This is a genomic window from Kitasatospora sp. NPDC032121, assembly GCF_055580145.1.
In genome coordinates this window covers 716,461-743,028 of record NZ_JBVILX010000001.1, presented here as the reverse complement: position 1 = coordinate 743,028, position 26,568 = coordinate 716,461, and the positions used below count along the sequence as shown (strand labels likewise).

The 26,568-nt window shown below is 74.3% G+C and carries 26 protein-coding genes and 1 riboswitch; of the genes, 15 read left to right on the top strand and 11 right to left on the bottom strand.

Annotated features, from left to right (window positions below):
- Positions 1–13: 13 nt before the first annotated feature.
- Both ACZ5OX_RS03395 and ACZ5OX_RS03390 read left to right on the top strand, forming a co-directional pair.
- Complete coding sequence (locus ACZ5OX_RS03395; RefSeq protein WP_449790732.1) at positions 14–958, top strand: ROK family glucokinase; 945 nt, start codon at positions 14–16, stop codon at positions 956–958.
- 164 nt (positions 959–1,122) lie between these two features.
- Complete coding sequence (locus tag ACZ5OX_RS03390) at positions 1,123–1,965, top strand: endonuclease/exonuclease/phosphatase family protein (RefSeq protein ID WP_465628535.1); 843 nt, start codon at positions 1,123–1,125, stop codon at positions 1,963–1,965.
- On the opposite strand, the gene ACZ5OX_RS03385 is transcribed toward ACZ5OX_RS03390, so the two are convergent.
- Together ACZ5OX_RS03385 and ACZ5OX_RS03380 are read right to left on the bottom strand one after the other, a co-directional pair.
- Positions 1,962–2,720: a hypothetical protein gene (locus ACZ5OX_RS03385; protein ID WP_465628534.1), complete on the bottom strand. Its 759-nt coding sequence runs from the start codon at positions 2,718–2,720 to the stop codon at positions 1,962–1,964. The two genes, ACZ5OX_RS03390 and ACZ5OX_RS03385, sit on opposite strands and share 4 nt — an antisense overlap.
- A 10-nt stretch (positions 2,721–2,730) precedes the next feature.
- Positions 2,731–3,525 carry an alpha/beta hydrolase gene (locus ACZ5OX_RS03380; RefSeq protein ID WP_465628533.1) on the bottom strand — a complete coding sequence of 265 codons (795 nt, stop codon included), beginning with the start codon at positions 3,523–3,525 and terminating at the stop codon, positions 2,731–2,733.
- 200 nt (positions 3,526–3,725) lie between these two features.
- Between ACZ5OX_RS03380 and ACZ5OX_RS03375 the strand changes: the two genes are divergently transcribed.
- The 3 genes from ACZ5OX_RS03375 (at position 3,726) to ACZ5OX_RS03365 (ending at position 6,530) form a co-directional block, all read left to right on the top strand.
- Positions 3,726–4,547 carry a lysophospholipid acyltransferase family protein gene (locus ACZ5OX_RS03375; protein ID WP_449790728.1) on the top strand — a complete coding sequence of 274 codons (822 nt, stop codon included), beginning with the start codon at positions 3,726–3,728 and terminating at the stop codon, positions 4,545–4,547.
- Between the two features lie 64 nt (positions 4,548–4,611).
- Positions 4,612–5,838, top strand: coding sequence for a MacS family sensor histidine kinase (gene macS / locus ACZ5OX_RS03370; RefSeq protein ID WP_465628532.1), 1,227 nt, complete (start codon positions 4,612–4,614; stop codon positions 5,836–5,838).
- Positions 5,835–6,530: a response regulator gene (locus ACZ5OX_RS03365; RefSeq protein WP_392869375.1), complete on the top strand. Its 696-nt coding sequence runs from the start codon at positions 5,835–5,837 to the stop codon at positions 6,528–6,530. Before macS ends, ACZ5OX_RS03365 begins: the two co-directional genes overlap by 4 nt.
- A gap of 75 nt (positions 6,531–6,605) precedes the next feature.
- On the opposite strand, the gene ACZ5OX_RS03360 is transcribed toward ACZ5OX_RS03365, so the two are convergent.
- Entirely contained in the window at positions 6,606–8,543 is a 1,938-nt protein-coding gene (locus ACZ5OX_RS03360) for an anthranilate synthase family protein (RefSeq protein ID WP_465628531.1), read from the bottom strand.
- A gap of 302 nt (positions 8,544–8,845) precedes the next feature.
- Between ACZ5OX_RS03360 and ACZ5OX_RS03355 the strand changes: the two genes are divergently transcribed.
- The gene (locus ACZ5OX_RS03355) at positions 8,846–10,195 is read left to right on the top strand and encodes a class II 3-deoxy-7-phosphoheptulonate synthase (RefSeq protein WP_465628530.1); all 1,350 of its coding nucleotides are present in this window, start codon (positions 8,846–8,848) and stop codon (positions 10,193–10,195) included.
- A 160-nt stretch (positions 10,196–10,355) separates the two neighbouring features.
- Entirely contained in the window at positions 10,356–10,646 is a 291-nt protein-coding gene (locus ACZ5OX_RS03350) for a (2Fe-2S)-binding protein (RefSeq protein WP_465628529.1), read from the top strand.
- 18 nt (positions 10,647–10,664) lie between these two features.
- Here the strand turns inward: ACZ5OX_RS03350 and bfr are convergent, their stop codons facing one another.
- Positions 10,665–11,144, bottom strand: coding sequence for a bacterioferritin (bfr, locus tag ACZ5OX_RS03345; protein WP_465628528.1), 480 nt, complete (start codon positions 11,142–11,144; stop codon positions 10,665–10,667).
- A gap of 223 nt (positions 11,145–11,367) precedes the next feature.
- Here bfr and ACZ5OX_RS03340 point away from each other — a divergent pair, with 223 nt between their 5' ends.
- Positions 11,368–11,997: a sulfite oxidase-like oxidoreductase gene (locus ACZ5OX_RS03340; protein ID WP_465628527.1), complete on the top strand. Its 630-nt coding sequence runs from the start codon at positions 11,368–11,370 to the stop codon at positions 11,995–11,997.
- 19 nt (positions 11,998–12,016) lie between these two features.
- Here ACZ5OX_RS03340 and pknB read toward each other — a convergent pair whose 3' ends face one another.
- The 4 genes from pknB to thiO all read right to left on the bottom strand — a co-directional run bounded on the left by pknB (position 12,017) and on the right by thiO (position 16,179).
- Positions 12,017–13,798: a Stk1 family PASTA domain-containing Ser/Thr kinase gene (gene pknB / locus ACZ5OX_RS03335; RefSeq protein WP_465628889.1), complete on the bottom strand. Its 1,782-nt coding sequence runs from the start codon at positions 13,796–13,798 to the stop codon at positions 12,017–12,019.
- A 129-nt stretch (positions 13,799–13,927) separates the two neighbouring features.
- A complete protein-coding gene (locus ACZ5OX_RS03330) occupies positions 13,928–14,725 on the bottom strand; it encodes a thiazole synthase (RefSeq protein ID WP_449790722.1) in 798 nt (265 codons plus the stop codon).
- Positions 14,726–14,728: 3 nt separating this feature from the next.
- A complete protein-coding gene (gene thiS / locus ACZ5OX_RS03325) occupies positions 14,729–14,998 on the bottom strand; it encodes a sulfur carrier protein ThiS (RefSeq protein WP_465628526.1) in 270 nt (89 codons plus the stop codon).
- Positions 14,995–16,179: a glycine oxidase ThiO gene (gene thiO, locus ACZ5OX_RS03320; protein ID WP_465628525.1), complete on the bottom strand. Its 1,185-nt coding sequence runs from the start codon at positions 16,177–16,179 to the stop codon at positions 14,995–14,997. Before thiO ends, thiS begins: the two co-directional genes overlap by 4 nt.
- Positions 16,174–16,286: riboswitch (TPP riboswitch) on the bottom strand. It overlaps the preceding gene by 6 nt.
- Positions 16,287–16,446: 160 nt before the next feature.
- On the opposite strand from thiO, the gene ACZ5OX_RS03315 reads away from it, so the two are divergent.
- The 3 genes from ACZ5OX_RS03315 to thiE are packed head-to-tail and all read left to right on the top strand — an operon-like array spanning position 16,447 to position 18,707.
- The gene (locus tag ACZ5OX_RS03315) at positions 16,447–17,652 is read left to right on the top strand and encodes an NAD(P)/FAD-dependent oxidoreductase (RefSeq protein WP_465628524.1); all 1,206 of its coding nucleotides are present in this window, start codon (positions 16,447–16,449) and stop codon (positions 17,650–17,652) included.
- Positions 17,653–17,694: 42 nt separating this feature from the next.
- Positions 17,695–18,060 (top strand): Rv2175c family DNA-binding protein, encoded by a 366-nt coding sequence (locus ACZ5OX_RS03310; protein WP_449790718.1) that lies wholly within the window; start codon positions 17,695–17,697, stop codon positions 18,058–18,060.
- Positions 18,060–18,707, top strand: coding sequence for a thiamine phosphate synthase (thiE, locus tag ACZ5OX_RS03305; protein ID WP_449807190.1), 648 nt, complete (start codon positions 18,060–18,062; stop codon positions 18,705–18,707). The genes ACZ5OX_RS03310 and thiE overlap by 1 nt, the downstream gene beginning before the upstream one ends.
- A 102-nt stretch (positions 18,708–18,809) precedes the next feature.
- Here thiE and ACZ5OX_RS03300 read toward each other — a convergent pair whose 3' ends face one another.
- On the bottom strand, positions 18,810–19,952 hold the full coding sequence (locus ACZ5OX_RS03300) for a polyprenyl synthetase family protein (RefSeq protein ID WP_465628523.1): 1,143 nt from the start codon (positions 19,950–19,952) through the stop codon (positions 18,810–18,812).
- A gap of 197 nt (positions 19,953–20,149) precedes the next feature.
- Here ACZ5OX_RS03300 and metF point away from each other — a divergent pair, with 197 nt between their 5' ends.
- Together metF and ACZ5OX_RS03290 are read left to right on the top strand one after the other, a co-directional pair.
- On the top strand, positions 20,150–21,064 hold the full coding sequence (gene metF, locus ACZ5OX_RS03295; RefSeq protein WP_465628522.1) for a methylenetetrahydrofolate reductase [NAD(P)H]: 915 nt from the start codon (positions 20,150–20,152) through the stop codon (positions 21,062–21,064).
- Positions 21,065–21,235: 171 nt separating this feature from the next.
- Entirely contained in the window at positions 21,236–22,108 is an 873-nt protein-coding gene (locus ACZ5OX_RS03290) for a hypothetical protein (protein WP_465628521.1), read from the top strand.
- 16 nt (positions 22,109–22,124) lie between these two features.
- Here ACZ5OX_RS03290 and ACZ5OX_RS03285 read toward each other — a convergent pair whose 3' ends face one another.
- Together ACZ5OX_RS03285 and ACZ5OX_RS03280 are read right to left on the bottom strand one after the other, a co-directional pair.
- Complete coding sequence (locus tag ACZ5OX_RS03285) at positions 22,125–23,642, bottom strand: phytoene desaturase family protein (RefSeq protein ID WP_465628520.1); 1,518 nt, start codon at positions 23,640–23,642, stop codon at positions 22,125–22,127.
- Between the two features lie 23 nt (positions 23,643–23,665).
- Positions 23,666–24,265: a DUF4126 domain-containing protein gene (locus ACZ5OX_RS03280; protein WP_465628519.1), complete on the bottom strand. Its 600-nt coding sequence runs from the start codon at positions 24,263–24,265 to the stop codon at positions 23,666–23,668.
- Between the two features lie 607 nt (positions 24,266–24,872).
- Between ACZ5OX_RS03280 and ACZ5OX_RS03275 the strand changes: the two genes are divergently transcribed.
- Together ACZ5OX_RS03275 and ACZ5OX_RS03270 are read left to right on the top strand one after the other, a co-directional pair.
- The gene (locus tag ACZ5OX_RS03275) at positions 24,873–25,454 is read left to right on the top strand and encodes an SAV_6107 family HEPN domain-containing protein (protein ID WP_465628518.1); all 582 of its coding nucleotides are present in this window, start codon (positions 24,873–24,875) and stop codon (positions 25,452–25,454) included.
- Between the two features lie 182 nt (positions 25,455–25,636).
- Positions 25,637–26,389, top strand: coding sequence for a methyltransferase domain-containing protein (locus ACZ5OX_RS03270; protein ID WP_392922450.1), 753 nt, complete (start codon positions 25,637–25,639; stop codon positions 26,387–26,389).
- Positions 26,390–26,568: the final 179 nt, after the last annotated feature.

Here is a 26,568-nt window from a genome sequence, read left to right as displayed (position 1 = left end):
AGCTGAGGGACACATGGCTCTGACCATCGGCGTCGATGTCGGCGGGACCAAGATCGCGGCAGGCGTGGTCGACGACGCGGGCGCGATCCTGGCCCGGACGAGGGTGCCCACCCCGGCCGATCCGCAGTGGGCGGTCGACGCCATCGCGCAGGCGGTGCGCGAGCTCAAGGAGGAGCACCCCGGCGTCACGGCGGTGGGTGTCGGAGCCCCCGGCTTCGTCGACAGCAACCGTTCCACGGTGATCTTCGCCCCCAACATCGACTGGGAGAACGAGCCGCTGCGCGGGCGGATCGAGGAGCTCACCGGCCTGTCCACCGTCGTCGAGAACGACGCCAACTGCGCGGCCTGGGCCGAGTTCCGCTTCGGCGCGGCCGCCGACCACCGCGACATGGTGCTGATCACCGTCGGCACCGGCATCGGCGGCGGCATCGTCCTGGACAGCCGGCTGCACCGCGGCCGCTTCGGTGTGGCCGGCGAGATCGGCCACCTCAACATGGTCCCCGACGGCCTGCTCTGCGGCTGCGGCGGCAAGGGCTGCTGGGAGCAGTACGGCTCCGGGCGCGCGCTGCGCCGCTACGGCCGGGAGAAGACGGCCGCCGACCCGCAGCGCGGCCACCGGATGCTGGAGCTCAACGACGGCGTGGCCGAGACCATCCGCGGCATCCACATCACCCAGGCCGCCGAGGAGGGCGACCCGCTCGCCCTGGAGTGCTACGCCGAGCTGGCCGACTGGCTGGGCCGCGGCATGGCCGACCTCGCCGCGCTGTTCGACCCGGGCGTCTTCGTGCTCGGCGGCGGCGTCTCCGACTCCGGCCGACTGCTGCTCGACCCGGTCGCCAAGGCCTTCGAGCACTACCTGACCGGCGGGGTGCACCGTCCGCGCGCCGAGGTCGTGCTGGCCTCGATGGGCTCCGCCGCCGGCATCGTCGGCGCGGCGGACCTCGCCCGCGTCCCGTAACCACGGCCTCCCCCTTGCGCCTTCGGCCGCGGGGGAGAACTCCTCGAGCCCGCCGGCGGCGGTGCGACCGGGCCCCGACCGATCCCGGACGCACCGCCGCCGTCGCACGTCCCGGCCCGGCCGCGTACGGTCGGATCGATCCGGTGACCGCCCAGGGGAGGACCATGAGCGCCGCGACCGAGAACGCCGTGACCACGAACGCCGCGACCGAGAACGCCGGCCCGAGCGCGGGCGCCCCCGCGGCCGAGGCCGCCGCCCGGCCCGCCCCGCTGCCGCCGCCCGGCCCGGGCCGGCTGCGCCTGCTCAGCTACAACATCCGCTCGCTGCGCGACGACCGGCGGGCGCTGGCCCGGGTGATCAGGGCCTGCGAGCCGGACCTGGTCTGCGTCCAGGAGGCCCCGCGCTACTGGCGGCCCGAGGGCCAGGCCGCCTGGCTGGCCCGGAGCACCGGGACGGCCGTGCTGGCCGGCGGCGGCCGCACCGCCGCCGGTCCGCTGCTGCTCGCCCGGCCCGGCGCGGTGGAACTGCTGGAGGTGCACGACCGGCTGCTGCCCAAGACCCGCGGCCTGCACGCCAGGGGCTTCGCCAGCGCGCTGCTGCGACTGCCCGGCACGGCGCCGTTCACCGTCACCAGCTGCCACCTCAGCCTGGACCAGGAGGAGCGCCACGGGCAGTTCGAGCTGCTGCTCGACCAGCTCGGCATCGCCGAACTCGGCGTCGTGGCAGGGGACTTCAACGAGCATCCGGACGGGCCGGGCTGGCGGCTGCTGGCCTCCCGGCTCCAGGACGGGTACCCGACCGCGCCTTGGGGAGGCGAGTTCACCTCCGTGCCGGAGCGCCCCTACCAGCGGATCGACGCCGTCTTCGCCACGCCCGGGATCACCGTCCTCGGCTGCGGGGTGCCGCACGGGCTGCCCGGCGTCACCGAGGCGGACCTGCGGGCCGCGACCGACCACCTGCCGGTGCTCGCCGTCCTCGAACTGCCGATCGTCCCGTCGAACGGCTAGACGACCGCGCCGTGGTCAGGGTCCTCCGGCTCGTCCTCGTCCCGGTCCTTCATCCGCGCGACCAGGGTGACGAAGCCGCCGAGGAAGGCGGTGATCCCGACCCAGGCGGGCCAGCCGGAGATCTCCCGCCAGACCACCGCGTCGACCAGCAGCAGGGCGGGGCCGCCGAGCACCGCCAGCCAGGCGAACTTGGCCGTCACGTCGGCGGTCGGCAGCGGCGGGGGCTCCGGCGGGACGAAGTGGCCCTCGTCGGTCTCCTCGGCCAGCTCGAAGTCCCGAGGACCCGCGCCGCCCGCCGGCATCACCGGCCGGCCGGAGCGGGGGCGGGGCTTGGGGGCGAGGTCGGAGAGGTCGTCCTGGTCGCCGCGGCCGCCGTCCTGGTAGCCGCCCTTGAGCTCGTTCTGCGCCCGGAGGTTCTCGATCTCGGGCCAGTTCGGGTTGTTGAGGTCGACCGGGTCGTCGAACTGGGCGACCAGAGCGGCGAAGATCTCGTCCTGCTCGGCCTGGCTGCGCTCGGGCGCGCGGCGCGGACGGCGCTCGGCGGAGGCCGCGGGCTCGGTGGCGTCCTGCGCGGAGCCCTCGGTGGCGTCCTTGACGGCGTCCCGGACGGGCGGGGGCGTCGGGGCGCCGCCGTCCGCTCCGGTACGGTCCGCCGGCACACCGCCCGGGGCAGCGGCGTTCGTCCCGCCGTCCTTGGTCGCGCCGTCCTCGCGGGGAGTCTCGTCCCCGCCGCCCGCCGTGCTGCTCTCGTGCACTTCCGGCCCTTCAGCCATGGTGGTCGTCGGATTCAACCCGGATGACGCCCGCCGCGTGCGCGGGAGCCAGCCGTCGGATGAAGTCCTGGCTGGCCGCGAATATTTCCGCCGCGTCGTGGTCCAGCGTCGCGACGTGGAAGCTGCGCTGGCACAGCCGCTCCGCCACGTCCGTCGAGGATATCCGGGCCAGCACCAGTTCAGAGTTGGCCGGCGAGACGACGTGGTCCTGCGGGCTGTGGAAGAGCAGCACCGGCTGGGTCACCTCCGGCAGCAGCCCCTGGACCTCCCGCCACAGCCGGCTCAGCGACCAGGCGGCGTGCAGCGGGGTGCGGTCGTAGCCGACCTCGGCCGCGCCCGCCCGGGCGATGTCGCCCGCGACCCCGCGCAGGCTGGGGACCAGGTGGCGCAGCACCGGCAGCAACACACTCGCGGGGGTGTCCGAGCGCACCGACGGGTTGACCAGCACCAGGCCGGAGACGGTCGGCCCGTGCAGCGCCGCGAGCCGCAGCGCCAGCCCGCCGCCCATCGACAGCGCGCAGACGAAGACCTGCTCGCACTCCTCGGCGAGCGCCAGCAGCTCGCGCTCGACCTCCGCGTACCAGTCCTCCCAGCGGGTGACCTGCATGTCCTGCCAGCGGGTCCCGTGCCCGGGCAGCAGCGGCAGCGAGACGGTGTGGCCGGCCGCCGCCAGCTCCTCGGCCCACGGCCGCAGCGACTGCGGCGAGCCGGTGAAGCCGTGGCAGAGCAGTACTCCCACCGGTCCGCCACGGTGGCGGAACGGCTCGGCACCGGGCAGCAACGGCATGGCGGACTCCTTCGCGGGCGGGTGGCGCTGGGGGAGGGACGCTGGAGGGGAGGTGCTGCGGAACCGCATCGTCCCACGCGCCGCGCCGGGTCGTACACCCCCTACGGGCGGGCCCGGGCACCGGCCCCCCGGCGGGGCCGGGCGCGGCGGACGGCCGCGGGGCATTAGGATCGACCGGTCCGCATAACAGGAGGCCCGGGTTGTTCTACCGACTGATGAAGATGATCGTCGCGCCATTGCTTCGGATCTTCTTCCGGCCCTGGATCGAGGGCGAGGAGAACATCCCCGCCGAGGGTGCGGCGATCATCGCGAGCAACCACCTGTCCTTCTCGGACTCGTTCTTCTTCCCCGCGCTGATCAGGCGTCGGGTCACCTTCATCGCGAAGGCCGAGTACTTCAACACCCCGGGTCTCAAGGGCCGGCTGACCGCCGCGTTCTTCAAGGGCGTCGGCCAGCTGCCGGTGGACCGCTCGGGCGTGCGCGGCGCCGGTGAGGCCGCGATCCGCAGCGCCATCGCCGTGCTGGACCGCGGCGAGCTGTTCGGCGTCTACCCGGAGGGCACCCGTTCGCCCGACGGCAAGCTGTACCGCGGCAAGGTCGGCGGTCTGGCCCGCGTCGCGCTGGCCACCGGCGCCCCGGTGATCCCGGTCGCCATGATCGACACCGAGAAGGTGCAGCCGCCCGGCCAGGTCGTTCCCAACTTCGGTATCCGTCCCGGCATCCGGATCGGCCGCCCGCTGGACTTCTCCCGCTACCACGGCATGGAGAACGACCGCTTCATCCTCCGTTCGGTGACGGACGAGGTGATGTACGAGATCATGCGGCTGTCCGGCCAGGAGTACGTGGACATCTACGCGACCGCCGCCAAGCGGCAGATCTCCGAGGAGAAGAAGAAGGCCGACGCCGAGCGCCGGGCCGCCGCCAAGGCGGAGAAGGCGGAGGCCGCCGAGGCCGAGAAGGCTGAGAAGGCGGAGAAGGCCGAGAAGGCCGCCGAGGCGGGCAGCTCGGAGAAGCCGCAGTAGCCGGAGCAGGCGCCCGGGTGGCCGCGTGGCCACCCGGCCGGGCCCAGGGGAGGGGCGGGGGCGGATGACGGACGACGGCGGCAGAGCCGGCGCGGTCGGCGGCACGGTGGCGGCCGGCGGCATGTCCGTCGAACTCCCGCTGTGGCGGGCGATCTCCTACTTCCGGGTGCTGGCCCTGTGCTACGCGCTGCTGCGGTACTTCAACTCGTACCTGCACTTCCTGCACCCGGTGGCCGGCTGGATCTTCCTCGGCGCGCTGACCCTGTGGACGCTGGCCAGCACCCGGGCCTTCGGCAACCCGCAGCGCTGCACCTGGTACGTCCTGGGCACCGACCTCACCCTCGCCGTCACCGGCATCGTGATGAGCGGGATGACCGACTCCCCGGCCAGGATCAGCCACGGCGCGCCCACCCTGCCGACCATCTGGGCGGCCGGCACGGTGCTCGGCTTCGCCGCGAAGGGCGGCTGGCGCCCGGCGGCGGCCTCGGGCTCGGTGATCGGCGTCGCCAACATCCTCGGCCACGGCGGTCCGACCGGCGACAACATCCACAACATCGTGCTGCTGATGGTGGCCGGCTGCGCGATCGGCTACGTGATCGAGCTGGCCCGGGCCAGCGAGGCCACCCTCACCCGGGCGCTCCAGGTCGAGGCGGCCACCCGGGAGCGCGAGCGGCTGTCCCGGGACATCCACGACGGCGTGCTCCAGGTGCTCGCCCTGGTCCAGCGCCGCGCCACGGAGCCTGGCGGCGGACCGGGCCCCGGCGCGGGCCTCGCCGAGCTCGGCCGGCTGGCAGGCGAACAGGAGCGCGCGCTGCGGGCCCTGATGACGGGCGGTCCGCTGCCGGCCCAGCGCTCGCCGCTCGCCGACGCCGCCGGGCCGGTGGACCCGGACGCGCCGTGCGACCTCACCGCGCTGCTGCGCCCGTACGCGGACGAGCGGATCACCCTCTCCGCCCCCGGCACCCCGGTGCTGCTGCCCGGCCGGGCGGCGGGCGAGCTCGCGGCGGCGGTCGGCGCCGCCGTCGACAACGTGCGCAAGCACGCGGGGGAGCGGGCGCGGGCCTGGATCCTGGTCGAGGACGAGCCGGAGGCCGTCACGGTCGGCATCCGGGACGACGGCCCCGGGTACGCCCCCGGGCGGCTCGGCGAGGCGGAGCGGGCCGGCCGGCTCGGCGTCTCCCAGTCCATCCGCGGCCGGCTGCTGGACCTCGGCGGCACGGCCGAGCTGTACTCGGCGCCCGGGGAGGGCGTCGAGGTCGAACTGCGCGTCCCGAGGAAGGCCACTCAATGACCGACCAGCCGATGACCGATCAGCCGACCGCCGACCGGCCGGTGCGGGTGATGGTGGTGGACGACCACCCGATGTGGCGGGACGCCGTCTCGCGCGACCTCGCCGAGGCCGGGCTGGACGTGGTGGCCACCGCGGGCGACGGCGAGGAGGCCGTCCGCCGGGCCCGCGCCTGCACGCCGCAGGTGGTCGTGCTGGACCTCAACCTGCCCGGTCTGCCCGGCGCCGAGGTGTGCCGCCAGGTGGTCGCGCACGACCCGGCGGTCCGGGTGCTGGTGCTGTCGGCCAGCGGCGAGCACCAGGACGTGCTGGAGGCGGTGAAGTCCGGCGCGACCGGCTACCTGGTGAAGTCGGCCGGGCGGGAGGAGCTGCTGGACGCGGTGCGCCGTACGGCCGTCGGCGACGCGGTGTTCACCCCGGGCCTGGCCGGCCTGGTGCTCGGCGAGTTCCGCCGGCTGGCGGCCGAGCCGGCCCCGGCCTCGGCGCCGGCCGCCCCGCAGCTGACCGCCCGGGAGACGGAGGTGCTGCGGCTGGTGGCCAAGGGGCTGTCCTACCGGCAGATCGCCGACCGGCTGGTGCTGTCGCACCGGACGGTGCAGAACCACGTGCAGAACACGCTCGGGAAACTGCAGCTGCACAACCGGGTGGAGCTGGTCCGGTACGCCATCGAGCAGGGCCTGGACGACGAGATCTGAGGACCGGCCGAAGGGCGGCGGGGGCGCCTGGCCCGGTTGTGGCCGGGGGAGCCGCCCCCGGCCACGCCCGTCGGCTCAGCGCAGCGCGGCCGTCGCCTCGCGCAGCAGGCCCGCCACGATGTCGACCCCGTCGCGGGTGAGCACCGACTCCGGGTGGAACTGCAGCCCGGCGAAGCCGTGCCCGCGCAGCGCGTGCACGTCGCCGGTGAGGGCGTCCCGGGAGACCTCGACGCCCCCGGCGGCGAGCCGCGCCGCGTCGGCCTCCGAGCAGCGCGCGGTGAAGGTGTTGTAGAAGCCGACCGTGCGCTTGCTGCCGAACAGGTCGATGCGCTCCTGCGCCCCCTGGTACGGGACGGCCTTGCGGCCCAGCGCGAGCCCGAGCTCGGCGGCCAGCAGCTGGTGGCTCAGGCAGACCGCGAGCAGCGGCGCGGTGCGGGCGCCGGAGCGGACGGCGGCCAGCGCGTCCGCGACGATCGGCCGCAGCACCGCCATCTTGGGGTCGTCCGCGAGCGCCGGGTCGCCCGGGCCGGGGCCGAGCACCAGCGCGCCCCGGTGCGCCGCGACCCGCTCGCGCAGCCCCGGCTCGTCGTACCGGGCCACGGTCACCCGGTGGCCGAGCGAGCCGAGCAGGTGGGAGAGCATCGAGGTGAAGGTGTCCTCGCCGTCCACGACCAGGGTCGGCTCGGCCTCGGTGACCTCGGCCGGCTGCTGCATCCGCAGCCAGAACGGCGCGAGGTCGGCCCGGCGGGCGTCCAGGGCGGCCTGCACCCGGTGGTCGTCGGCGAGCCGGGGCCCGGCCGGGTGGGGGAGCCGGGCGGGCGCGGGCCGGGCGCCGATCGCGGTGAGCACCCCGGCGGCCTTGGCGTGGGTCTCGGCGACCTCGGACTCCGGGACGGAGTGGCGGACCAGGGTGGCGCCGACCCGGACGACCAGCCGGCCGGTGGCCGGGTCGATGTCGGCGGTGCGGATGCAGATCGGCGAGTCCAGCAGCTGCCCGCCGCTGGCGGAGCGGCCGATCAGGGCGAGCGCGCCGGAGTAGTAGCCGCGCCCGGTGGGCTCGTAGCGCCTGATCACGCGGGTGGCGTTCTCGACCGGGCTGCCCGTGACGGTCGCGGCGAACATCGTCTCGCGGAGCACCTCGCGGACGTCCATCGAGGTGCGCCCGCGCAGCTCGTACTCGGTGTGGGCGAGGTGGGCCATCTCCTTGAGCCGGGGCCCGAGCACCTGGCCGCCGAGGTCGCCGACGGTGCACATCATCTTGAGCTCCTCGTCCACGACCATGGTGAGCTCCTCCAGCTCCTTGGGGTCGTGCAGGAAGCGGAGCAGCGAGTCGAGGTCGGAGCCGCCGGTGGGATAGCGGTAGGTGCCGGAGATCGGGTTCATCACGACGGTGCCGCCGCTCTGCCGGACGTGCACCTCGGGGGACGCGCCGACCAGCACCCGTCCGCCGGTGTGCACCAGGAAGGTCCAGTACGCGCCGCGCTCCTGCTCCAGCAGCCGGCGGAAGAGCGTCAGCGCGAGCTCGGGCCCGAAGTCCTCCAGCGTCGCGTGGAAGTCGCGCCGGATCACGAAGTTGGCGCCCTCGCCGTTGCCGATCTCGTCGCGGATCACCCGGCGGACGATCGACGCGTACGCGTCGTCGTCCACGTCGAACCCGCCACCGGCAAGTGAGACCGGCAAGTTCGGTAGGGCGTGGGTGAATTCGGCCAACGGGAGGGTGTGCTGCTCGGTCACCGAGAGGGCCTGCAGCGGTGTGCCGTCGTCGTGCGCCTCGAAGCCGCGCTCGCGGATCTGGCGGTACGGGACGAGCGCGAGCAGGTCGTGCACCGGGCCGCCGCCGGCCGGCGCGCCGCTGCGTACGGGCAGGTCGGCGAGGCGCTCGTAGCTGTCGACGGTGCCGACCAGCACCTCGACGGTGTCCGGGCTGAGCCGGGGGGTGCGGCGGTGCAGCAGGGCGAACGCGGGGGCGTCGGGGCCGGTGAGGCGGGAGAGCAGGTCGACGGCGGTGGTCACGGAAACGGCATCCTTCCGGGTGGACTGGCTGAGAGGCGGTGCAAGGTCCGCTCCCGGAGGGCCGTCTGCTCAGACGCCGACGGCCGCCCCGAGGGGCGGCCGTCGTGTTCGTCTAGGAACGCGTCGTCTGTGGGCCACCCTTGGGGGAGGCCCACCACCAGGAGTGGGTGTGGGGCGCGTGCATGGTCCGACACTAGCGGATACGCCGGGACGGGTGAGGGGGATCACGCGTTTGTCCGAGATGTGTCTCATCCTTCGGGCAATAGTCACAAGTCACTCCTGTCACCCCGTAGCCTTGCGGTGTGACCGCTACGACTGACACTCCGAGGACTGCCCACTCCTGGCAGTCCCTGCCCGCGGCGCAGCAGCCTGAATGGCCGGACCAAGAGGCTCTGCGCAAGACCCTTGCCGAGCTCGCCTCGTATCCGCCGCTCGTCTTCGCCGGCGAGTGCGACCAGCTGCGCGCCCGGCTCGGAGCTGTGGCGCGCGGGGAGGCCTTCCTCCTCCAGGGCGGTGACTGCGCCGAGGCCTTCGACGGTGTCTCGGCGGAGCACATCCGCAACAAGCTGAAGACCCTGCTGCAGATGGCCGCGGTGCTGACGTACGCGGCCTCGGTGCCGGTGGTGAAGGTCGGCCGCATCGCCGGCCAGTACTCCAAGCCGCGCTCCAAGTCGACCGAGACCCGCGACGGCGTGACCCTGCCGGTCTACCGCGGCGACTCGGTGAACGGCTTCGAGTTCACCCCCGAGTCCCGCATCCCGGACCCGGAGCGCCTGAAGCGGATGTACAACGCGTCCGCCGCGACGCTCAACCTGGTGCGCGCGTTCACCACCGGTGGTTACGCGGACCTGCGCCAGGTGCACGCCTGGAACCAGGACTTCGTCCGCAACTCGCCGGCCGGCCAGCGCTACGAGCAGCTCGCCCGGGAGATCGACAACGCCCTGGCGTTCATGAGCGCCTGTGGCGTGGAGCCGGAGGAGTTCAAGGCGGTCGAGTTCTTCTCCTCGCACGAGGCGCTGGTCCTCGACTACGAGACCGCGCTGACCCGCGTGGACTCGCGCACCGGCGAGCTGTACGACGTCTCCGGCCACATGGTGTGGATCGGCGAGCGCACCCGGCAGCTGGACCACGCGCACATCGAGTTCGCCTCCAAGATCCGCAACCCGATCGGCGTCAAGCTCGGCCCGACCACCTCGGTGGACGACGCGCTCGCCCTGATCGAGAAGCTGGACCCGGAGCGCGAGCCCGGCCGCCTGACCTTCATCACCCGGATGGGCGCGGGCAAGATCCGCGAGCACCTGCCCACCCTGGTGGAGAAGGTCACCGCCTCCGGCGCCAAGCCGGTGTGGATCTGCGACCCGATGCACGGCAACACCTTCGAGGCCTCCAGCGGGCACAAGACCCGCCGCTTCGACGACGTCCTGGACGAGGTCAAGGGCTTCTTCGAGGTGCACCGCGCGCTCGGCACCCACCCGGGCGGCATCCACGTGGAGCTGACCGGCGACGACGTCACCGAGTGCGTCGGCGGCGGCGACGAGGTCATGGTGGACGACCTGCACCAGCGCTACGAGACGGCCTGCGACCCGCGCCTCAACCGCAGCCAGTCGCTGGACCTGGCGTTCCTGGTGGCGGAGATGTACCGCGGCCAGTAGGCCCGGCGTCCGTCCGATGTGACGAAGGCCCCTCCGGATTCGGTGTTCCCGAGCCCGGAGGGGCTTTTTCGTAACGGTTTCGCCGGGTAAGGTAAGCCTCAGTGAACTAAGGCAGACCTTAGTCAAGATCCACTCCACTTCACCCCCGGGAGACACCGCGATGTACGTGTGCATGTGCCATGCGGTCACCGAGGACCAGGTGAAGAAGGCGATCGACGGCGGTGCCGGCACCCCGCGCCAGATCGCGAAGGGCTGCGGGGCCGGCACCGACTGCGGGTCCTGCGTGCGCCGCATCCAGGCGCTGCTCGGCGAGCACGGCGCCCGCCCCTGCCCGACCGCCCGGCTGGCCGCGAAGCTCGGCCTCGCGGACCCGGAGGTCCCGGCGGCGGGGCCGACCGTGCCGGCGCCGGCCCCGGGGATCGCCCCGGTGGTCCCGCTGCGGGCGGCCTGAGCCCGGGGCCGTGCGCCCTCAGGACTCCGGCTGTTCGATGACCTGGGCGATGTAGAGCGCCTCGCCGAGCTTCTCCAGCAGCTCCAGCTGGGTGTCGAGGTAGTCGATGTGGTGCTCCTCGTCGGCCAGGATGTCCTCGAAGACGTTCGCCGAGGTGACGTCGTTCTTGGCCCGCATCACCACGATCCCGCGCTTGAGCCGGTCGATCGCCTCGACCTCGATCTGGCGGTCCGCCTCGAACATCTCCTTGACCGTCTGGCCGATCCGGACGTGGAACAGCCGCTGGTAGTTGGGCAGCCCCTCCAGGAACAGGATCCGGTCGGTGAGCGTCTCGGCGTGCTTCATCTCGTCGAAGGACTCGTGCCGGGTGTACTTGGCGAGCTTCGTCCAGCCGAAGTTCTCCTGCATCTTGGCGTGCAGGAAGTACTGGTTGATCGCGGTCAGCTCGGCGGTGAGCTGCTCGTTGAGGAACTCGATGACCTCGGGATCGCCCTGCATGGTGATGCCTCCTGCGCTCGTGCTGCCGGTGTGCTGCGCATCCTGGCACCGCTTTGGGAGGAAATTCCAGTAAGTTCACACTCACTAGGACATGTGTCGGAATATCCGATTCATGCCGAAACGTGCTGGTGGGCGGGTGACCGCCGGTCCGTACGATCGGGGGCGCGAATCAGCGCTAAGGGGCGTGCGCCGAGGCCTGTCCGCCGTCTGTCACCATGGATCCATGGGTCAGTCGAAACACGAACCGCTTCCGCCGTCTGACCCGAGGCTCCCCCCGGGACAGCGCGCGCAGCGCGGCTGGCCCGCCCTGCACTACGGGCCGGTGCCCCGCTTCAAGCCGCTGACCTGGGACCTCCAGGTGTTCGGAGCCACCGCCTCGGCGGAGAAGCACAGCTGGGACTTCGACGCCTTCAACGCCCTGCCGCGCACCACCGTCGTCGGGGACCTGCACTGCGTGACGAGGTTCTCGGTGCTCGGCAACGAGTGGACGGGCGTGTCGGCCGCCACCGTGCTCGAGATGGTGCCGCCCGCTCCCGGCGTCACCCACGTCATGGTCTGGGCCGAGTACGGCTACAGCGCCAACCTGCGGCTGGCCGACTTCGCGGACCCGGACACCCTGCTCGCCACCCACCGCAACGGCGAGGCGCTCACCGCCGAACACGGCTTCCCGGTCCGGCTGGTGGTGCCCCGGCTGTACGCCTGGAAGGGCCCCAAGTGGGTGCGCGCGGTGGAGTACATGCGGGCCGACCGGCGCGGCTTCTGGGAGGAGCGCGGCTACCACAACCTCGCCGACCCCTGGCGGGAGCAGCGCTACTCCTACCAGGAGGAGCCCGGCGACGGGCCGCTGCGCTGACCCCGTCCGGTCCTCGGACTCAGAACAGCGAGAACTTGACCGTCACCGTGCTGCGCTGCGGGCGCCGCTCGCCCGCGGCCGGGCTCTGGCCGGACGACGTGACCGCGCCGAACACGTCCCAGCCGCTGGTCTGCATGGTGAAGCCCGCCGCCTGGAGCGCCTTCTGCGCCTCGTCCTTGCTCATCCCGGTGACGTTCGGGACCGGCACCATGCCCTTGCTGACCACCAGCGAGACCGCGGAGTTCTCCTGCAGCAGCTGCCCGGCCGCCGGCGAGCTGCTGATCACCGAGCCCTCGGGCACCGTGTCGTCGTAGGTCTCGGTCACGGTGCCCCTGGTCAGCTGGGCGCCGGTCAGCGTCGAGGCGGCGTCGGCGGCGCTCCTCCCGGCGAGGTCCGGCACCGCGATCCGCTTGGGGCCCTTGGACAGGGTGACGGTGACGCTGTCGCTCTTGCGGGTGCGCGCGCCCACCCCGGGGTCGGTGGAGATCACCTGCCCGGACGGGACGGACTCGCTGAACACCTCGACGAACTTCCCGTGCAGGCCCTCCCTGTCCAGGACCCGCTGCGCCTCGGCCCGGTCCTTGCCGAGCACGCCCGGCACCGAACCGTACAGCCCCTCGGAGATCCCGTAGGTGGCGCCGCCGATCGCCAGTGCCAGGGCGACCGCCGCGGCCGTCCAGATCAGCGGCCCGCGGGGCAGGCGGCGGCGCGGCCGCCCCGGCCGGCGCCGGTGCACCGGGGTCGGCTCGTCGTACGGGCGCGGCTCGGCGAGCAACTCGTCCATCAGCTCCGGCGGCATGTCCAGCACGCTGGTGCGCTCCGTCGGCGGCTCGTCGGCGGTACGCGGCAGCGGCTGGATCACCGAGGTCGGCTCGCTGGTCGGGTAGCGCGGGCTGGGCCGGGTGGAGGCCGGCGGCTCGGCGTCCAGCTCGGCCGGGGTGAGGGTGCGGCGGACCCGCTGGACGGCGGCGAGCAGCTCGACCGCGTCGTACGGACGGGCGTCGGCGGACCGGGCGCAGGCGCCGGCCACGATCGCGTCCAGCTCGGGGCCCACGGCGGGGGCGACCAGCGACGGGGCCGGGACGTCCTCGTGCAGGTGCTTGTACATGACCTGGACGGGGTTGTCGCCGGTGTGCGGGCGGTGGCCGGTGAGCATCTCGTACAGCAGGATGCCGGCCGCGTAGACGTCCACCCGCTGGTCGGTGGGGGTGTCCGGGAGGATCTGCTCGGGAGCCAGGTAGGAGACGGTGCCCAGGACGGTGCCGCCGGTGGCGGTGGTGGTCGAGGTGGGCGCGCCGTCGGCGGTGCCGAGCACCCGGACCAGACCGAAGTCGGCGACCTTGACCAGGCCGCCCTCGGTGATCAGCACGTTCTCGGGCTTGACGTCGCGGTGGACCAGCCCGGCCCGGTGGGCGGCGCCGAGTGCGGCCAGCACCGGCTCCAGCACGTCCAGCGCGGCCCGGACGGACAGCGCGCCGCGGTCGCGCAGCAGGTCGCGCAGGGTGCGGCCGGGCACGTACTCCATGGCGAGGAAGACGTGGCCGCCGTCCGCGCCCTGGTCGAAGACGTTGACCACGTTGGGGTGGGTGAGCTTGGCGACCGCCTTGGCCTCGCGGATGAAGCGGGCGGTGAAGCCCTCGTCCCCGGCCAGCGAGGGATGCATCACCTTGAGCGCGACCACCCGGTCCAGGCGGGTGTCGGTGCCCCGGTAGACGGTGGACATCCCGCCGGTCGCGATGCGCTGCTCGACCCGGTACCGGTTGTCGAGCAGGCTGCCGATCAGGGGGTCGTGCAGTGCCATGTCCACCCGGTGAGTCTAGTGCCGCCGGGCGAGGCCGGACCCGGAGGACACCGCCTCCGGGCCCGGCTGTGCCCTGCTTGTGACACGGCTTCGCGCCGCGGGGGCCGGTGCCGTGGGCGTGCCGGACGCTCAGAACGCGGGGCGCTCGCGGGTGTCCAGGTCGGCCCGGCCGGCCATCGCGGAGGAGGCCTCGGCATGGAAGCGGCGCGGGATGCGGCCGGCCCGGTGGGCGAGCCGGCCCGCCTCGGCGGCGTGCCGCATCGCCTCGGCCATCAGCACCGGGTCCTGAGCCCTGGTCACCGCGGAGGCGAGCATCACCGCGGCGCAGCCCAGCTCCATCGCCAGCGCCACGTCGGAGGCGGTGCCGGCGCCCGCGTCCAGGATCACCGGGACGCCGGCGCCCTCCACGATCAGCTGGAAGTTGTGCGGGTTGCGGATGCCCAGGCCCGAGCCGATCGGCGAGCCCAGCGGCATGATGGCCGCGCAGCCGACGTCCTCCAGCTTGCGCGCCAGCACCGGGTCGTCATTGGTGTACGGCAGGACGGTGAAGCCGTCGTCGACGAGCGTCTCGGCGGCGTCCAGCAGCTCGATCGGGTCGGGCAGCAGGGTGCGCTCGTCGGCGATCACCTCCAGCTTGACCCAGTCGGTGCCGAGCGCCTCGCGGGCCAGTCGCGCGGTCAGCACGGCCTCGCCGGCGGTGAAGCAGCCGGCCGTGTTGGGCAGCACCCGAACGCCGTTGCGGGTCAGCACGTCCAGTACGGAGCCCTGGGTGCCGGCGTCGACCCGGCGCATCGCGACGGTGGTCAGCTCGGTGCCGGAGGCGAGCAGCGCGCGCTCCAGGACCTCCAGGCTGGGGGCGCCGCCGGTGCCCATGATCAGCCGGGAGGAGAAGGACGTCCCGGCGATGGTCAGAAGGTCGTCGGCCATGGTTCAGCCTCCCTGGACGGCGGTGAGGATCTCGATCCGGTCGCCGGTGTCCAGCGCCGTCGCGGGCCACGAACCGCGCGGCACCACGGCCTCGTTGAGCGCGGCGGCGACGCCGGTGTTGGCGGCGCTGACGGAGGCCACCACCTCGGCGAGGGTGGTCCCGGCGGACAGCCGGCGGGGCTCGCCGTTGACGGTCAGGGTGATCTCGGTCGGGGCGGTCTCGGTCGGGGCGGTCCCGTTCTGCGGGGTCCCGTTCCGGGTGGTCTCGGTCATGCGGAGGCCTTCGTCGTGGAGCGGTCGGGGGAGAAGCGCAGGGGCGTGAACGGCCTTGCAAGATCGGGGACTTCGCCGGTGGCCAGGTACTCGGAGACCAGGTCGGCGGTCACCGGGGTGAGCAGCACGCCGTTGCGGTGGTGGCCGGTGGCGGCGACCAGTCCGGGCAGCGAGGTCGGGCCCAGCAGCGGGGCGTTGTCCGGTGATCCCGGGCGCAGCCCGGCCGAGGTCTCCAGCAGCGGGAGTTCGGTGATACCCGGAACCAACTCGTGGGCGTCACGCAGGAGTTCGTACACCCCGCCGGCGGTGACGGTGGTGTCGTAGCCCTGCTCCTCGGTGGTCGCGCCGACCACCAGCTCGCCGTTCTCGCGCGGCACCAGGTACACGTGCCGGCCGCGGACGACGGCACGGACGTTGCGGGACAGGAACGGACGGTAGGCGTCCGGGACGCGCAGCCGCAGCACCTGCCCCTTCACCGGGCGGATCGCGGGCAGCACTCCCTCGGGCAGGCCGGGCAGCCGGTGGCTGTGCGGGCCGGCGGCGAGCACGACCTGCTCTGCGCTCACCGTCTCCCCGGTGCTCAGGCGGGCGCCGGTCGCCCGGCCGTTCCCGACCAGCAGCTCGACGGCCTCGGCCCGGTGGAACAGGACCCCGGCGCCCTCGCAGGCGAAGACCAGGGCGTCCAGCAGCCGGCGGCCGTCCACCTGGTGGTCCTCGGCCACGTGCAGGCCGCCGCGCACCCCGGGGGCGAGCATCGGCTCCAGCTTGCGGGCCTCCCGGCCGGTCAGCCAGCCGGAGTCCAGGCCGAGGCGCTGGTGGAAGGCGTGCAGTTCGCGCAGTTCCGCGCGGTCGTCGGAGTCCAGCGCGACGGCGAGCGTGCCGCAGCGGCGGTAGCCGGTGTCCCGGCCGCCGCCGGCCTCGGTGAGCTCGGCGGCGAAGTCCGCGTACCGCTCGTTCGAGGCCATGCCGAGGCGCAACAGCGGCTCCTCGCCGTACTGCAGCTCGGTGACCGGGGCGAGCATGCCGGCGGCGACCCGGGCCGCGCCGCCGCCGGGGGAGGGGTCGACCACGGTCACGTTCCGCAGGCCGCGCTGGGCGGCGCGCCAGGCGACGGCGAGGCCGATGACGCCCCCGCCGATCACCAGCACGTCGGCGTGGGCGGGCGATGGCAAGCGTGACAAAGCTGCTCTTCTCCCTTCGCCGGTATGACCCGGATCAGGTTCGGACGGTCGCAGGCCGTGTCAGCCCGCCTCTCAGCCCGGTCCGCCGGGCTCCCGTGTGGTGCCCCCACCTTAACGCCGGGGGTCGGCCCGGCCGAAGGCCCGTACGCAGGGTGGACAGCGGCGCGGGAGGTGGGCCCGCCCGGCCGCAGGCCCGTACCGGGGAGGGACCGACCGCACCCCCCGCCCACCCCCGGCCCCGCGGCCGCCGGTCGGCCGCTGAGTACAGTGACCGGCGTGGCAGAGCTGAGCGGAACGGATCAGGTGGTCGTCGTCGGAGCCGGGCTGGCCGGGGCGCAGTGCGCCCTCAAGCTGCGGCAGGGCGGTTGGCAGGGGCGGATCGTGTTGGTCGGCGAGGAGCCGCACGCGCCGTACGACCGGCCGCCGCTCTCCAAGGACGTGCTGCTCGGCGAGGCCGACTCCACCGCCCTGGACATCGACTACGGGCAGCTCGACATCGAGCTGCTCACCGGCCGCCGCGCCACCGGCCTCACCCCCGGCGTGCTGCACACCGATGGCGGCGACCTCCCGTACGGCTCGCTGGTGATCGCCACCGGCGCCGTGCCGCGCGCCCTGCCCGGCGCCGAGCGGGCGCACCTGCTGCACACCCTGGACGACGCCCTGGCGCTGCGCGCGCTGCTGCGCCCCGGGCTGCGGCTGGTGCTGGTCGGCGCGGGCTGGATCGGCGCCGAGGTGTCCACCGCGGCCCGCGCGGCCGGCTGCGAGGTGACGGTGGTCGAGGCCGGTCCGGCGCCGCTGCCCGGCGCGCTGCCGACGGAGATCGGCTCGGCGATGGCCGGCTGGTACGCCGCGGCCGGGATCGAGCTGCGCTGCGGCGTCGGCGTGGCCGCCGTGGAGCCCGGCGCGGTGCTACTGGCGGACGGCTCGCACCTGCCCGCCGACGAGGTGGTGGTCGGCATCGGGGCCCGCCCCGCGACCGGCTGGCTGGCCGGCTCCGGGGTCGAGCTGGACGCGACCGGAGCCGTCGTCGTGGACGGGCGGCTGCGCACCTCGGTGCCCGGCGTCTTCGCGGCCGGCGACTGCGTCAGCTACCCGTCGGCCCGGGCCGGCGCCCGGCTGGCCGTCCAGCACTGGGACCACGCCCTGCAGTCCGGTGAGGCGGTGGCCGCCGCCGTCCTGGGCGCGGACGCGCCGGACTACGACCCGGTGCCGTACTTCTGGTCCGAGCAGTTCGGGCGGATGGTCCAGTACGCCGGCCGGCACGCCGAGGGCGACGTGCCGCTCTGGCGCGGCGGTCCGCAGGACGGCGAGTGGTCGGTGCTCTGGCTGCGCGACGGCGTGCCGAGCGCGCTGCTGGCCGTGGACCGGCCGCGCGACCTCACCCAGGGGCGCAGGCTGATCGAGCGCGGTACGGCGCTGGATCCGGCCCGCGCGGCCGACCCCGCGGTGCCGCTGAAGGCGGCCGTGGCGTAGGGCCGGGTGCGCGGCGGGCCGTCGAGGTGGCAGTCTGGTGCCGTGAGTGAGATCGATGCCAAGACTGACGCCCTGGTCCCCGAGTGGCTGTACCTGCCCGACATCTCCGAGCGGTGGGGTGTGCTGGTCACCGAGGTCCGCAACATGGTCAAGAAGGGTGACCTGATCGCGGTCCGCCGCGGTCCCAACAAGTCCCTGCAGGTCCCGGCGGCCTTCATCGACGAGACCGGCCCGGTCAAGCACCTGGTCGGCCTGCTGACCGTGCTGCGGGACAGCGGCTTCTCCGACGAGGAGATCATCGAGTGGATGTTCTCCGAGGACGAGTCGCTGCCCGGCACCCCGGTGCAGGCGCTGTGGGAGAACCGGGCGACGGAGGTCAAGCGCCGCGCCCAGGCCATGGCGCTGTGATGACGGACCCCCGCGCCGCCCTCGCCGACGCCCGGCTGTACCTGTGCACCGACGCCCGTCGGGAGCAGGGCGACCTCGCCGAGTTCCTGGACGCGGCCCTGGCGGGCGGGGTGGACGTCGTCCAACTGCGCGACAAGGGCCTGGAGGCCCGGCAGGAGCTGGCGGCCCTGGAGGTCTTCGCCGACGCCTGCCGCCGGCACGGCAGGCTGCTGGCCGTCAACGACCGCGCCGACGTCGCCCACGCGGCCCGACCGGACGTGCTGCACCTCGGCCAGGACGACCTGCCGGTACCGGCCGCCCGGGCGATCCTCGGCGAGGACGTGCTGATCGGCCGCTCCTGCCACGCCGAGTCCGAGGTGGACGCGGCGATAGCCGAGCCGGGCGTGGACTACTTCTGCACCGGCCCGGTCTGGCCGACCCCGACCAAGCCGGGCCGCCCGGCCCCGGGCCTCGGCCTGGTCTCGTACGCGGCGAAGCAGGCCACCGACCGGCCGTGGTTCGCGATCGGCGGGATCGACCTCGGCAACCTGGACGAGGTGCTGGCCGCCGGCGCTCGCCGGATCGTCGTGGTGCGGGCGATCACCGCCGCGGCGGACCCGGGGGCGGCCGCCGCCGAGCTGTCCCGCCGGGTGCGCGCCGCGCTCTGACCGCCCGGGTCCGCGGAACCCGCCGGATCCGCCCGGATCCGCCCGGATCCGTGGGGCCCGGCCCGAACCGGTAGAGGACCCGCCCGAGGCCGTCGCCGTCCGTCAGTACTTGCGGACGGTGGCGGCCTCGGCCAGTGCCAGCAGCACCGTACGGGCCCGCCCGTCGGCGAGCGGCGCCGCCTCCAGCGCGGCCAGCGACTGCCGCATCAGCTCCTCGATCCGGCGTTCCACCACCTCCGGCGCGCCGCTGCGGGCGACCAGGGCGCGCAGTTCGGCGACCTCGGGGGCGGCCAGGTCCGGTGCGCCGAGCCGCTCGTCCAGGTGTCGGGCGTCGGCGGCCGACAGGCCCCGCATCGCGTGGGCGACCAGCAGGGTGCGCTTGCCCTCGCGCAGGTCGTCCCCGGCCGGCTTGCCGGTGACGGCGGGGTCCCCGAAGACGCCGAGCAGGTCGTCGCGCAGCTGGAAGGCCTCGCCCAGCGGCAGCCCGAACGCCCCGTACGCCTCGACCAGCTCGGGGCCGGCGCCGGCCAGCAGCGCTCCCACCTGGAGCGGCCGCTCGATGGTGTACTTCGCGGACTTGTAGTGCAGCACGGTCTGCGCGCGGTCCAGCGCGCCCTCGTCGGTCGAGTCGCCGGCCACCGGCTCCAGCACGTCCAGGTACTGGCCGAGCATGACCTCGGTGCGCATCAGGTCGAACACCGGCTTGGCGGCCAGGACGGCGGCGGGCTCCAGGCCGGAGCGCAGGAAGAGCTCGTCGCACCAGATCAGCAGCAGATCGCCGAGCAGCACCGCGGCCGAGGCGCCGTACTGCTCGCGGTCACCGCGCCAGCCGTTGTCGCGGTGCAGCGCCTCGAAGCGGCGGTGGACCGAGGGCAGGCCGCGGCGGGTGTCGCTGCGGTCCATCAGGTCGTCGTGGACCAGGGCGCTCGCCTGGAGCAGCTCCAGGGCGGCGGCCGCGTTGGCGATCGCCTCGCCGGTGGTGCCCCCGGCCGGGCCGCCGGCGCCGCGCCAGCCCCAGTAGCAGAACGCCGGGCGCAGCCGCTTGCCGCCGTCCAGCAGGAAGTCGCGCAGCGCGTCGGCGGCGGGGGCCAGCTGGGGCGAGATCTTGTCGAGCAGCACGGACTGGCCGTCCATGAACGCGGCGAGCGCCGCGTTGACGCGGGTGCGGACGTCCTCCACGTCAATGGGATTGGCCGCACTGATGGCCGAACCGGGGTTGGCCGGCCGGGTGCTGGACGAGGTCACGATGGGGCTCCGCTGGTTCTCTGGGGGTGCAGCAAGCGTAGCGGGGCGGCTGGGAACGGGCGTGCGAGCGGCCCCGCCGGGGGCGTGCGGGAGGCGTCGCGGAGCCCTACCGGGGTGAACCGGAGCGCCGTCCATCAGTTGTCTCAATAGATGGAATCCGATGTCCGGCCCCTCCGACCGCCGGATAGCCTGCCAGCATGGCACTCGGCATCGCTTCCACGAGAACGGATCGCGCACTGACCGTGCGCGAACTCCTGGCGGCCGGCAAGCGCTCCTTCTCCTTCGAGTTCATGCCGCCGCGCACCGAGGTCGGCGAGCAGAAGCTCTGGGACGCCATCCGCCGGCTCGAGCCCCTCGACCCCAACTTCGTCTGCATGACGTACGGCGCCGGCGGCTCCTCGCGCGAGCGCACCGTCAACATGGTCGGCCGGATCGCCACCGAGACCACCCTGACCCCGGTCGCCCACCTCACCGCGGTGGACCACTCGATCGCCGAGCTGCGCAACATCATCGGCCAGTACGCCGACCAGGGCGTGCGCAACGTCCTCGCGGTCCGGGGCGACCCGCCCGGGGACCCGATGGGCGAGTGGGTCAGGCACCCCGACGGCGTCACCTACGCGTACGAGCTGGTGGAGCTGATCAAGGGCATCGGCGACTTCTGCGTCGGCGTCGCGGCCTCGCCGAACATGCACCCGCGCTCCACCGACTGGGACGAGGACATCCGGCACTTCGTCGCGAAGATCCGCTCCGGGGCCGACTACGCGATCACCCAGATGTTCTTCGAGGTGGACGACTACCTGCGGCTGCGCGACCGGGTGACGGCCGCCGGCTGCGAGGCGCCGATCATCCCGGAGATCATGCCGGTCACCAACGCCAAACAGCTGGAGCGCTTCCCGCAGCTCAGCGGCTCGGCCTTCCCGGCCGACCTGGAGGCCCGGCTGCGGGCGGCCATCGACGACCCGGCGGCCCTGCGGGCCGTCGGCATGGAGCACGCCACGGCGATGGCCGAGCGCCTCCTCGCCGAGGGCGCGCCCGGTCTGCACTTCATCACGCTCAACCACTCGACGGCGACGCTGGAGATCTACCAGAACCTGGGGCTGCACCAGCGCTGACGCCGGGTGTTCACGAGCCCGTCACCGTACCGGGGGTGGCGGGCCCGGTCGTGTGCGGCCGGTGTCCGGGGGCCCGGGGAACGCGATGCGGTACCCCGGCCGTTGAACCGGTACAGTCGCCGCACACGCGCGGCGCACACGCGCGGGCACGCGACTGGAGGTAGCGGGCGGATGGGCATCGGATACCTGCTGCTGTACGCCGCGTTGGCGGTGGTGGCGCTCTGGCTGGTCGCGGAGGTGCTGCTGCAGAACCGGGCCCCGGTGCACTGGCGGGTCCTGGCCCTGGCCGGCTTCCTGGGCGTGGCCGTCGGGATGGTCCTCGGCTCGGTCGTGGTGATCGGCGCCGGCGCCGCGCTGTTCGCGGTCGGCCAGACCTTCGTCACCCTCTCGGTCAGGCGCGGCTACCAGACCGGCTGGTCCCTGCGGAAGCCCGACGGCAGCCTGCCCGGACCGCTCGCCAAGGTGCCGCTGCTCGGCGCCCTCACCGGCGGCACCGCCGCGGTGGCGGCCGCCGCGGCCACCCGGAAGCGGGTCGGCGAGGTCAGCGCCGTCGAGGAGACCCCGGAGCCCCTGCCGGTGCCCGACGAGGTGCCGGAGGTCGAGCAGACCGCCGCCTTCGAGATGCAGGAACTCGCCCAGGACGGCGTCTACGCCTCCGCGTACTACGAGCAGCAGCCGCAGGTCCAGCACCAGCCCCAGGACCCGTACGCCGGCGCCTACCAGGCCGGCTACGACCAGCAGCAGTGGCAGACCCAGCAGCAGCCCGCCTTCGGCTACGAGCAGCAGCCGTACGAGCAGCCGTCCTACGACCAGCAGTCCTACGGCGGCTACCCCCAGCAGCAGGACCCGTACGGCGGCTACCCGCAGCAGGATCCGTACGCGGGCTACCAGCAGCCGCAGCACCAGCAGGCCTGGGACCAGAACGCCCAGCCCCAGCAGCAGTGGCAGCCCCAGCCCGACCCGAACGTCCAGGGCATCCCGCAGCAGCCGACGTACGACCAGAACCACGGCTACCAGCAGCAGCACACCTGGCACCAGGGCTGACCCCGGGCCGACGGCCCTAGGCCGGGCCGATCAGCCCGGCGGTGATGCAGGCCGACATACCGACCCGGGCGAGGCCGCCGCCGGGGTGGGCGTTGCCGCCGACCAGGTAGAGCCCGGGGACGGGCGACTCGTTGGCGGCCTTCAGCCAGGAGCCCCCGGAGCCGGCCAGGGCCGGGCGGGCGACCGCGCCGCCGAGGGCTCCGGTCTCCCTGCGGGTGTCCTCCGGGGTGCGCACGACCCGCCACAGCACCCGCTCGCGCAGGCCCAGGCCGGCCGCGTCCACATGGGCGAGCAGGTGGTCGGCGTAGCGGTCGGCGACGCCCGGCGCCGTCCAGTCGAACTCGCCCTGGGCGGGAACGGTCGCGGTCAGCACCACGCTCTCGTGGTCGTCGTCGGGCCGCAGCGCCGGGTCGTCCGGGCGCAGCACCTGGACGGTGGGGCGCTCGCAGGGCGGGACGGAGAGGGTGAGGGCGTTCGCCTCGGCGGCCGGATCGGCCGCGTGCACCACCGTGCGGTGCGCGGTGCCCTCCGGGCGGGGCCCGCGCAGTGCGAGCAGCACGCTGAACCGGCCGGGCACCTCCTGCGGCTCCCAGTCCTCGGCCGGCACCCCCGGCCACTCGCAGAGGCCGTGGCGGTGGAGGGCGGCGGTGTCCATCGCGGAGACCACCAGGTCCGCGTCGATCCGGCCGCCCGCCGTCTCGACCCCGCGTGCCCGGCCGCCCTCGACGACCACCCGGGTGACCGGGGTGTCGAAGCGGAACTCGACCTTGCGCAGCTCGCAGCGGCGGAACACCGCGTCCGCGAGCGCCCGCAGGCCGCCCCGGACGTACCAGACGCCGAAGGACTGCTCCATGTACGGCAGCACGGTGGCCCCGGCGGGCGCCTCGGCGGGGTTGAAGCCGTACCGGACGGCCGACTCGAACAGCAGGGCGGTCAGGCCGGGGTGGCCGCCGAGCTCGCGCGCGGCCACGTGCTCCAGGGACCACGGCTGCGCGCGGCGCAGCCGGGCCAGGCCGGTGCGCGGCGGGACGGGGTACGGGTCGGTGCCCAGCAGGGCCCGGTCGGCCGCGGACAGCACGCCGCGCTCGGCCGGCAGCGGCTCCTCCAGCAGCGGGCGGCGGGTGGCCTCCCAGACCGTCCGGCCGTGGTTCATCACCGCGCTCCAGCGGGCGCCGGAGCCCGCGCCGAAGGCGGCGTCCAGGGCCTGGCTGACACCGCCGCGGGAGGCGTTCGGCAGGGTGACGACGGTGCCGTCGGCGAACAGGTGCCGGCTCTCCGGGTCGACCGGGGCCAGCTCGACCAGCTGCTCCAGCGGCTCCCTGCCGGTCTTCAGCGCCAGGTCGCGGTAGACCGCGGGGAGGGCGAGCAGCCCGGGCCCGGTGTCGAAGGCGAAGCCCTCGCGCTCGTACCGCCCGACCATGCCCCCGTGGGTGCCGCCCGCCTCGCAGACCGTCACCCGGTGGCCGATGGTCGCCAGCCGTGAGGCCGCCGCGAGCCCGCTCATTCCTGCGCCGATGATGACGATCCGTGCCATGGCACCAGATCCTAGGACGGCCCTTACGCGACCCCCGCCGCCCGGGCGGCCCGGCGCTCGCGGCGGCGGGCCCGGAAGGCCCGGATCCTGCCGACCGCCAGCCAGACCAGCAGCAGCCCGACGGCCAGTACCACGGCGGCCGCGGTGGCGGCCAGCCAGGGGTGGAAGATCGCCAGGGTGATCAGGCCGGCCACCGAGAGGTCCTCCGCCAGGCTGACCACGATGTTGCTGGCCGGCTCGGGGGAGGTGTTGACGGCCATCCGCAGCGAGGCCTTCACCAGGTGGCTGACCAGCGCCGAGGTGCCGCCCATCGCGCCCGCCGCGACCTCGCTCAGCGAGCCGGGGTCGTTGCTCGCGATCAGCACGCCGACGGTGGCGCCGGCGACCGGCCGGATCACCGTGTGCACGGCGTCCCAGACGCTGTCCAGGTACGGGATCTTGTCGGCCACCGCCTCCAGTGCGAACAGCACGCCGGCCACGACCAGCACGTCCGTGCGCTCCAGCGCCCGCGGCACCGAGTCCGCGTCGGCGAACCTGCCCAGCAGGCCGAGCAGCAGCACCACCGCGTAGGCGTTGACGCCGCTGGCCAGTCCGCTGGTGAAGATCAGCGGCAGGACCGTCATCTCGTCCCCCTCCTCGTCATCGCGTCCCCTCGTCGTCCGGTGGGGCCGGTCCGTGCCCGGCTCCGCCGTACCGTACCGGCAGCCGGGACGCGGTGGGCGCACCTCCCGGTTCCGGCGGCCGCCGGTCCGGGGCGGACTGAGTACGGATACTCAGATCCACGGTTGAGTACCTCAGCGGATGGCCGCCGACCTGCGCAGACGGGAGAGTGGAGGCACCCGGGAGGGCGGCGCGTCGGGCGCCGGGCCCACCCGGGCGGCGGATCCGTCCGTCCCCCGGAAGCGAAACGCCAGGGGGAGGCGGCGGACGGACCGCCACGGGGCTGGTCACGGTCCTCGCACCGCCGACACGGGGCGGCGGAGCGGGCCGGGGGGAGACCGGCCGTACGGGGGAGTCGCACCGCCGACCGTGGGATCGGCGGAGCGACGGCATGGCGGCGGCGCGGAACCGGGGGAGGACCGCGCCCGCCGCCTTACGCCGTTTCCGGAGCCTTTCCGGCCACCCTTGCCCGCTTCCGGCTCACCGGCGGCCCGGATTGTCAGTGCCGCCGTTCACGATGGAGACGCACGGACCACCCGGTCCGCGCGCTGCCTCGGAACGGGGGAGACCATGACCATCAGCCGTCCTGAGCCCGTCACCGCCCGCCTCCACTCCGCCGCCCTGCCGCTCTTCCCGGGCCCGTCCTCCGGACGCCCCGCCACAGCGGACGTCCACCCCGTGCTGCGCCGGGTCTCCGCGCCGCCGGCCGCCCTCGACCTGCTCGCCGACGCCCACCGCACCCTCGCCCGGGCCCGCGCCCTGGAGGATCCGCTGGAGCGCTACGCCACCGCCCACCTGGCCGCGCTGCGCACGGTGGCCGCCGTCCTGGCGGTGCGCGGCCGCCCGGAGAAGAGCCCGCGCCGCCGCAAGGCCATCCGCAGCGCCTGGGAGGTACTGCCCGAGGTGGCCCCCGAGCTCGCCGAGTGGGCGCTCTACTACGGTGCGGGTGCCCGCCGCCGGGCCGCCGCCGAGGCCGGGATCAGGGGCGCCGCCTCGGCCCGCGACGCCGACGACCTGATCCGCAACTCCGCCCTGTTCCTGCGCCTGGTCGAGCGCCTGCTCGGCCTGCACGCCGCCCCGCCCCCGCCCCGGCTGCCGCCGGACGGCGGCGAGCCGCCGGGCGTGGGCGTGGTCCCCGCCGGGCCGGTCTAGGGCCTGTCTCTCGGATTTCGTCGGATCAGGCCGCGGCGTCGGGGTGCGTGCATCGCAAGGCGGAGGTGGGGGTACCACCCGGCCGCAGGCGGGGGGAGCGTCGTGGGCCCGGCAAGGATCCGAGGGACAGGCTCTAAGGTGGAGGCATCCTGATCGAACTGCACGTGCCAAGGAGCCCCACCTTGTACCCGACGCGTCCCCGCAGCGCCCTGCGTACCGCCGTGGTGTGGGAGGTGGTCCGGGCGGCCCTGGAGAAGCGGTCGGCCGAGCTGGACCAGCCGGTGCTCGACGTGGTCGACACCGGCGGCGGCACCGGGAACTTCGCCGTGCCGGTCGCCAAGCTCGGCCACCGGGTCACCGTGGTCGACCCGAGCCCGGACGCCCTGTTCGCCCTGGAGCGCCGGGCCGCCGAGGCCGGTGTGACGGACCTGGTGCGGGCCGTCCAGGGCGACACCCAGACCCTGCCCGAGCTGGTCGCCGCCGGCAGCGTCGACGCGGTGCTCTGCCACGGCGTGCTGGAGATGGTGGACGACCCGGCCGAGGCGCTCGGCAGCCTGGCGGGCACCCTGCGCGAGGGCGGCGTGGTCAGCCTGCTGGCGGCCAACCGCAACGGCGCCGTGCTGGCCCGCGCCCTGGCCGGCCACTTCAACGAGGCCCGCACCGTGCTCACCGCCGCCGACGGCCGCTGGGGCGAGCAGGACCCGATGCCGCGCCGCTTCACCGGCGAGGAGCTGGGCCGGCTGGCCGAGGCCGCGGGCCTGCGGGTGGAGTCGGTGCACGGCGTACGGGTCTTCTCCGACCTCGTCCCCGGCGTGCTGGTGGACACCGAGCCGGGCGCGCTGGACGCGCTGCTGAAGCTGGAGGAGGCCGCCGCCGCGCAGCCCGCCTTCCACGCCGTGGCGACCCAGCTGCACCTGCTGGCCACCCTGGGCTGAGGCGCCCCTCCGGGCCCGCGCGCCCCTTCACCGACCCTCCCGCCGCCGTACGGCTTTTTCGCACGCCGTACGGCGGCGGTTCAGGATCTTGAAGCCGCCGGTTCTCCCGGCCGTGTCCCCGTCCCGCGCCGCCCGGCTCCGGCCCTGCCACGGCGCCCGGTGGCGAACCTGCCCAGGTC

Excerpts from the sequence above, each read along its gene's own strand:
- ACZ5OX_RS03395 (WP_449790732.1), top strand. The coding sequence starts at position 14 with ATGGCTCTGACCATCGGCGTCGATGTCGGCGGGACCAAGATCGCGGCA.
- ACZ5OX_RS03390 (WP_465628535.1), top strand. The coding sequence starts at position 1,123 with ATGAGCGCCGCGACCGAGAACGCCGTGACCACGAACGCCGCGACCGAG.
- ACZ5OX_RS03380 (WP_465628533.1), bottom strand. The coding sequence starts at position 3,525 with ATGCCGTTGCTGCCCGGTGCCGAGCCGTTCCGCCACCGTGGCGGACCG.
- macS (WP_465628532.1), top strand. The coding sequence starts at position 4,612 with ATGACGGACGACGGCGGCAGAGCCGGCGCGGTCGGCGGCACGGTGGCG.
- ACZ5OX_RS03365 (WP_392869375.1), top strand. The coding sequence starts at position 5,835 with ATGACCGACCAGCCGATGACCGATCAGCCGACCGCCGACCGGCCGGTG.
- ACZ5OX_RS03350 (WP_465628529.1), top strand. The coding sequence starts at position 10,356 with ATGTACGTGTGCATGTGCCATGCGGTCACCGAGGACCAGGTGAAGAAG.
- bfr (WP_465628528.1), bottom strand. The coding sequence starts at position 11,144 with ATGCAGGGCGATCCCGAGGTCATCGAGTTCCTCAACGAGCAGCTCACC.
- ACZ5OX_RS03340 (WP_465628527.1), top strand. The coding sequence starts at position 11,368 with ATGGGTCAGTCGAAACACGAACCGCTTCCGCCGTCTGACCCGAGGCTC.
- pknB (WP_465628889.1), bottom strand. The coding sequence starts at position 13,798 with ATGGCACTGCACGACCCCCTGATCGGCAGCCTGCTCGACAACCGGTAC.
- ACZ5OX_RS03330 (WP_449790722.1), bottom strand. The coding sequence starts at position 14,725 with ATGGCCGACGACCTTCTGACCATCGCCGGGACGTCCTTCTCCTCCCGG.
- thiS (WP_465628526.1), bottom strand. The coding sequence starts at position 14,998 with ATGACCGAGACCACCCGGAACGGGACCCCGCAGAACGGGACCGCCCCG.
- thiE (WP_449807190.1), top strand. The coding sequence starts at position 18,060 with ATGACGGACCCCCGCGCCGCCCTCGCCGACGCCCGGCTGTACCTGTGC.
- metF (WP_465628522.1), top strand. The coding sequence starts at position 20,150 with ATGGCACTCGGCATCGCTTCCACGAGAACGGATCGCGCACTGACCGTG.
- ACZ5OX_RS03290 (WP_465628521.1), top strand. The coding sequence starts at position 21,236 with ATGGGCATCGGATACCTGCTGCTGTACGCCGCGTTGGCGGTGGTGGCG.
- ACZ5OX_RS03285 (WP_465628520.1), bottom strand. The coding sequence starts at position 23,642 with ATGGCACGGATCGTCATCATCGGCGCAGGAATGAGCGGGCTCGCGGCG.
- ACZ5OX_RS03280 (WP_465628519.1), bottom strand. The coding sequence starts at position 24,265 with ATGACGGTCCTGCCGCTGATCTTCACCAGCGGACTGGCCAGCGGCGTC.
- ACZ5OX_RS03275 (WP_465628518.1), top strand. The coding sequence starts at position 24,873 with ATGACCATCAGCCGTCCTGAGCCCGTCACCGCCCGCCTCCACTCCGCC.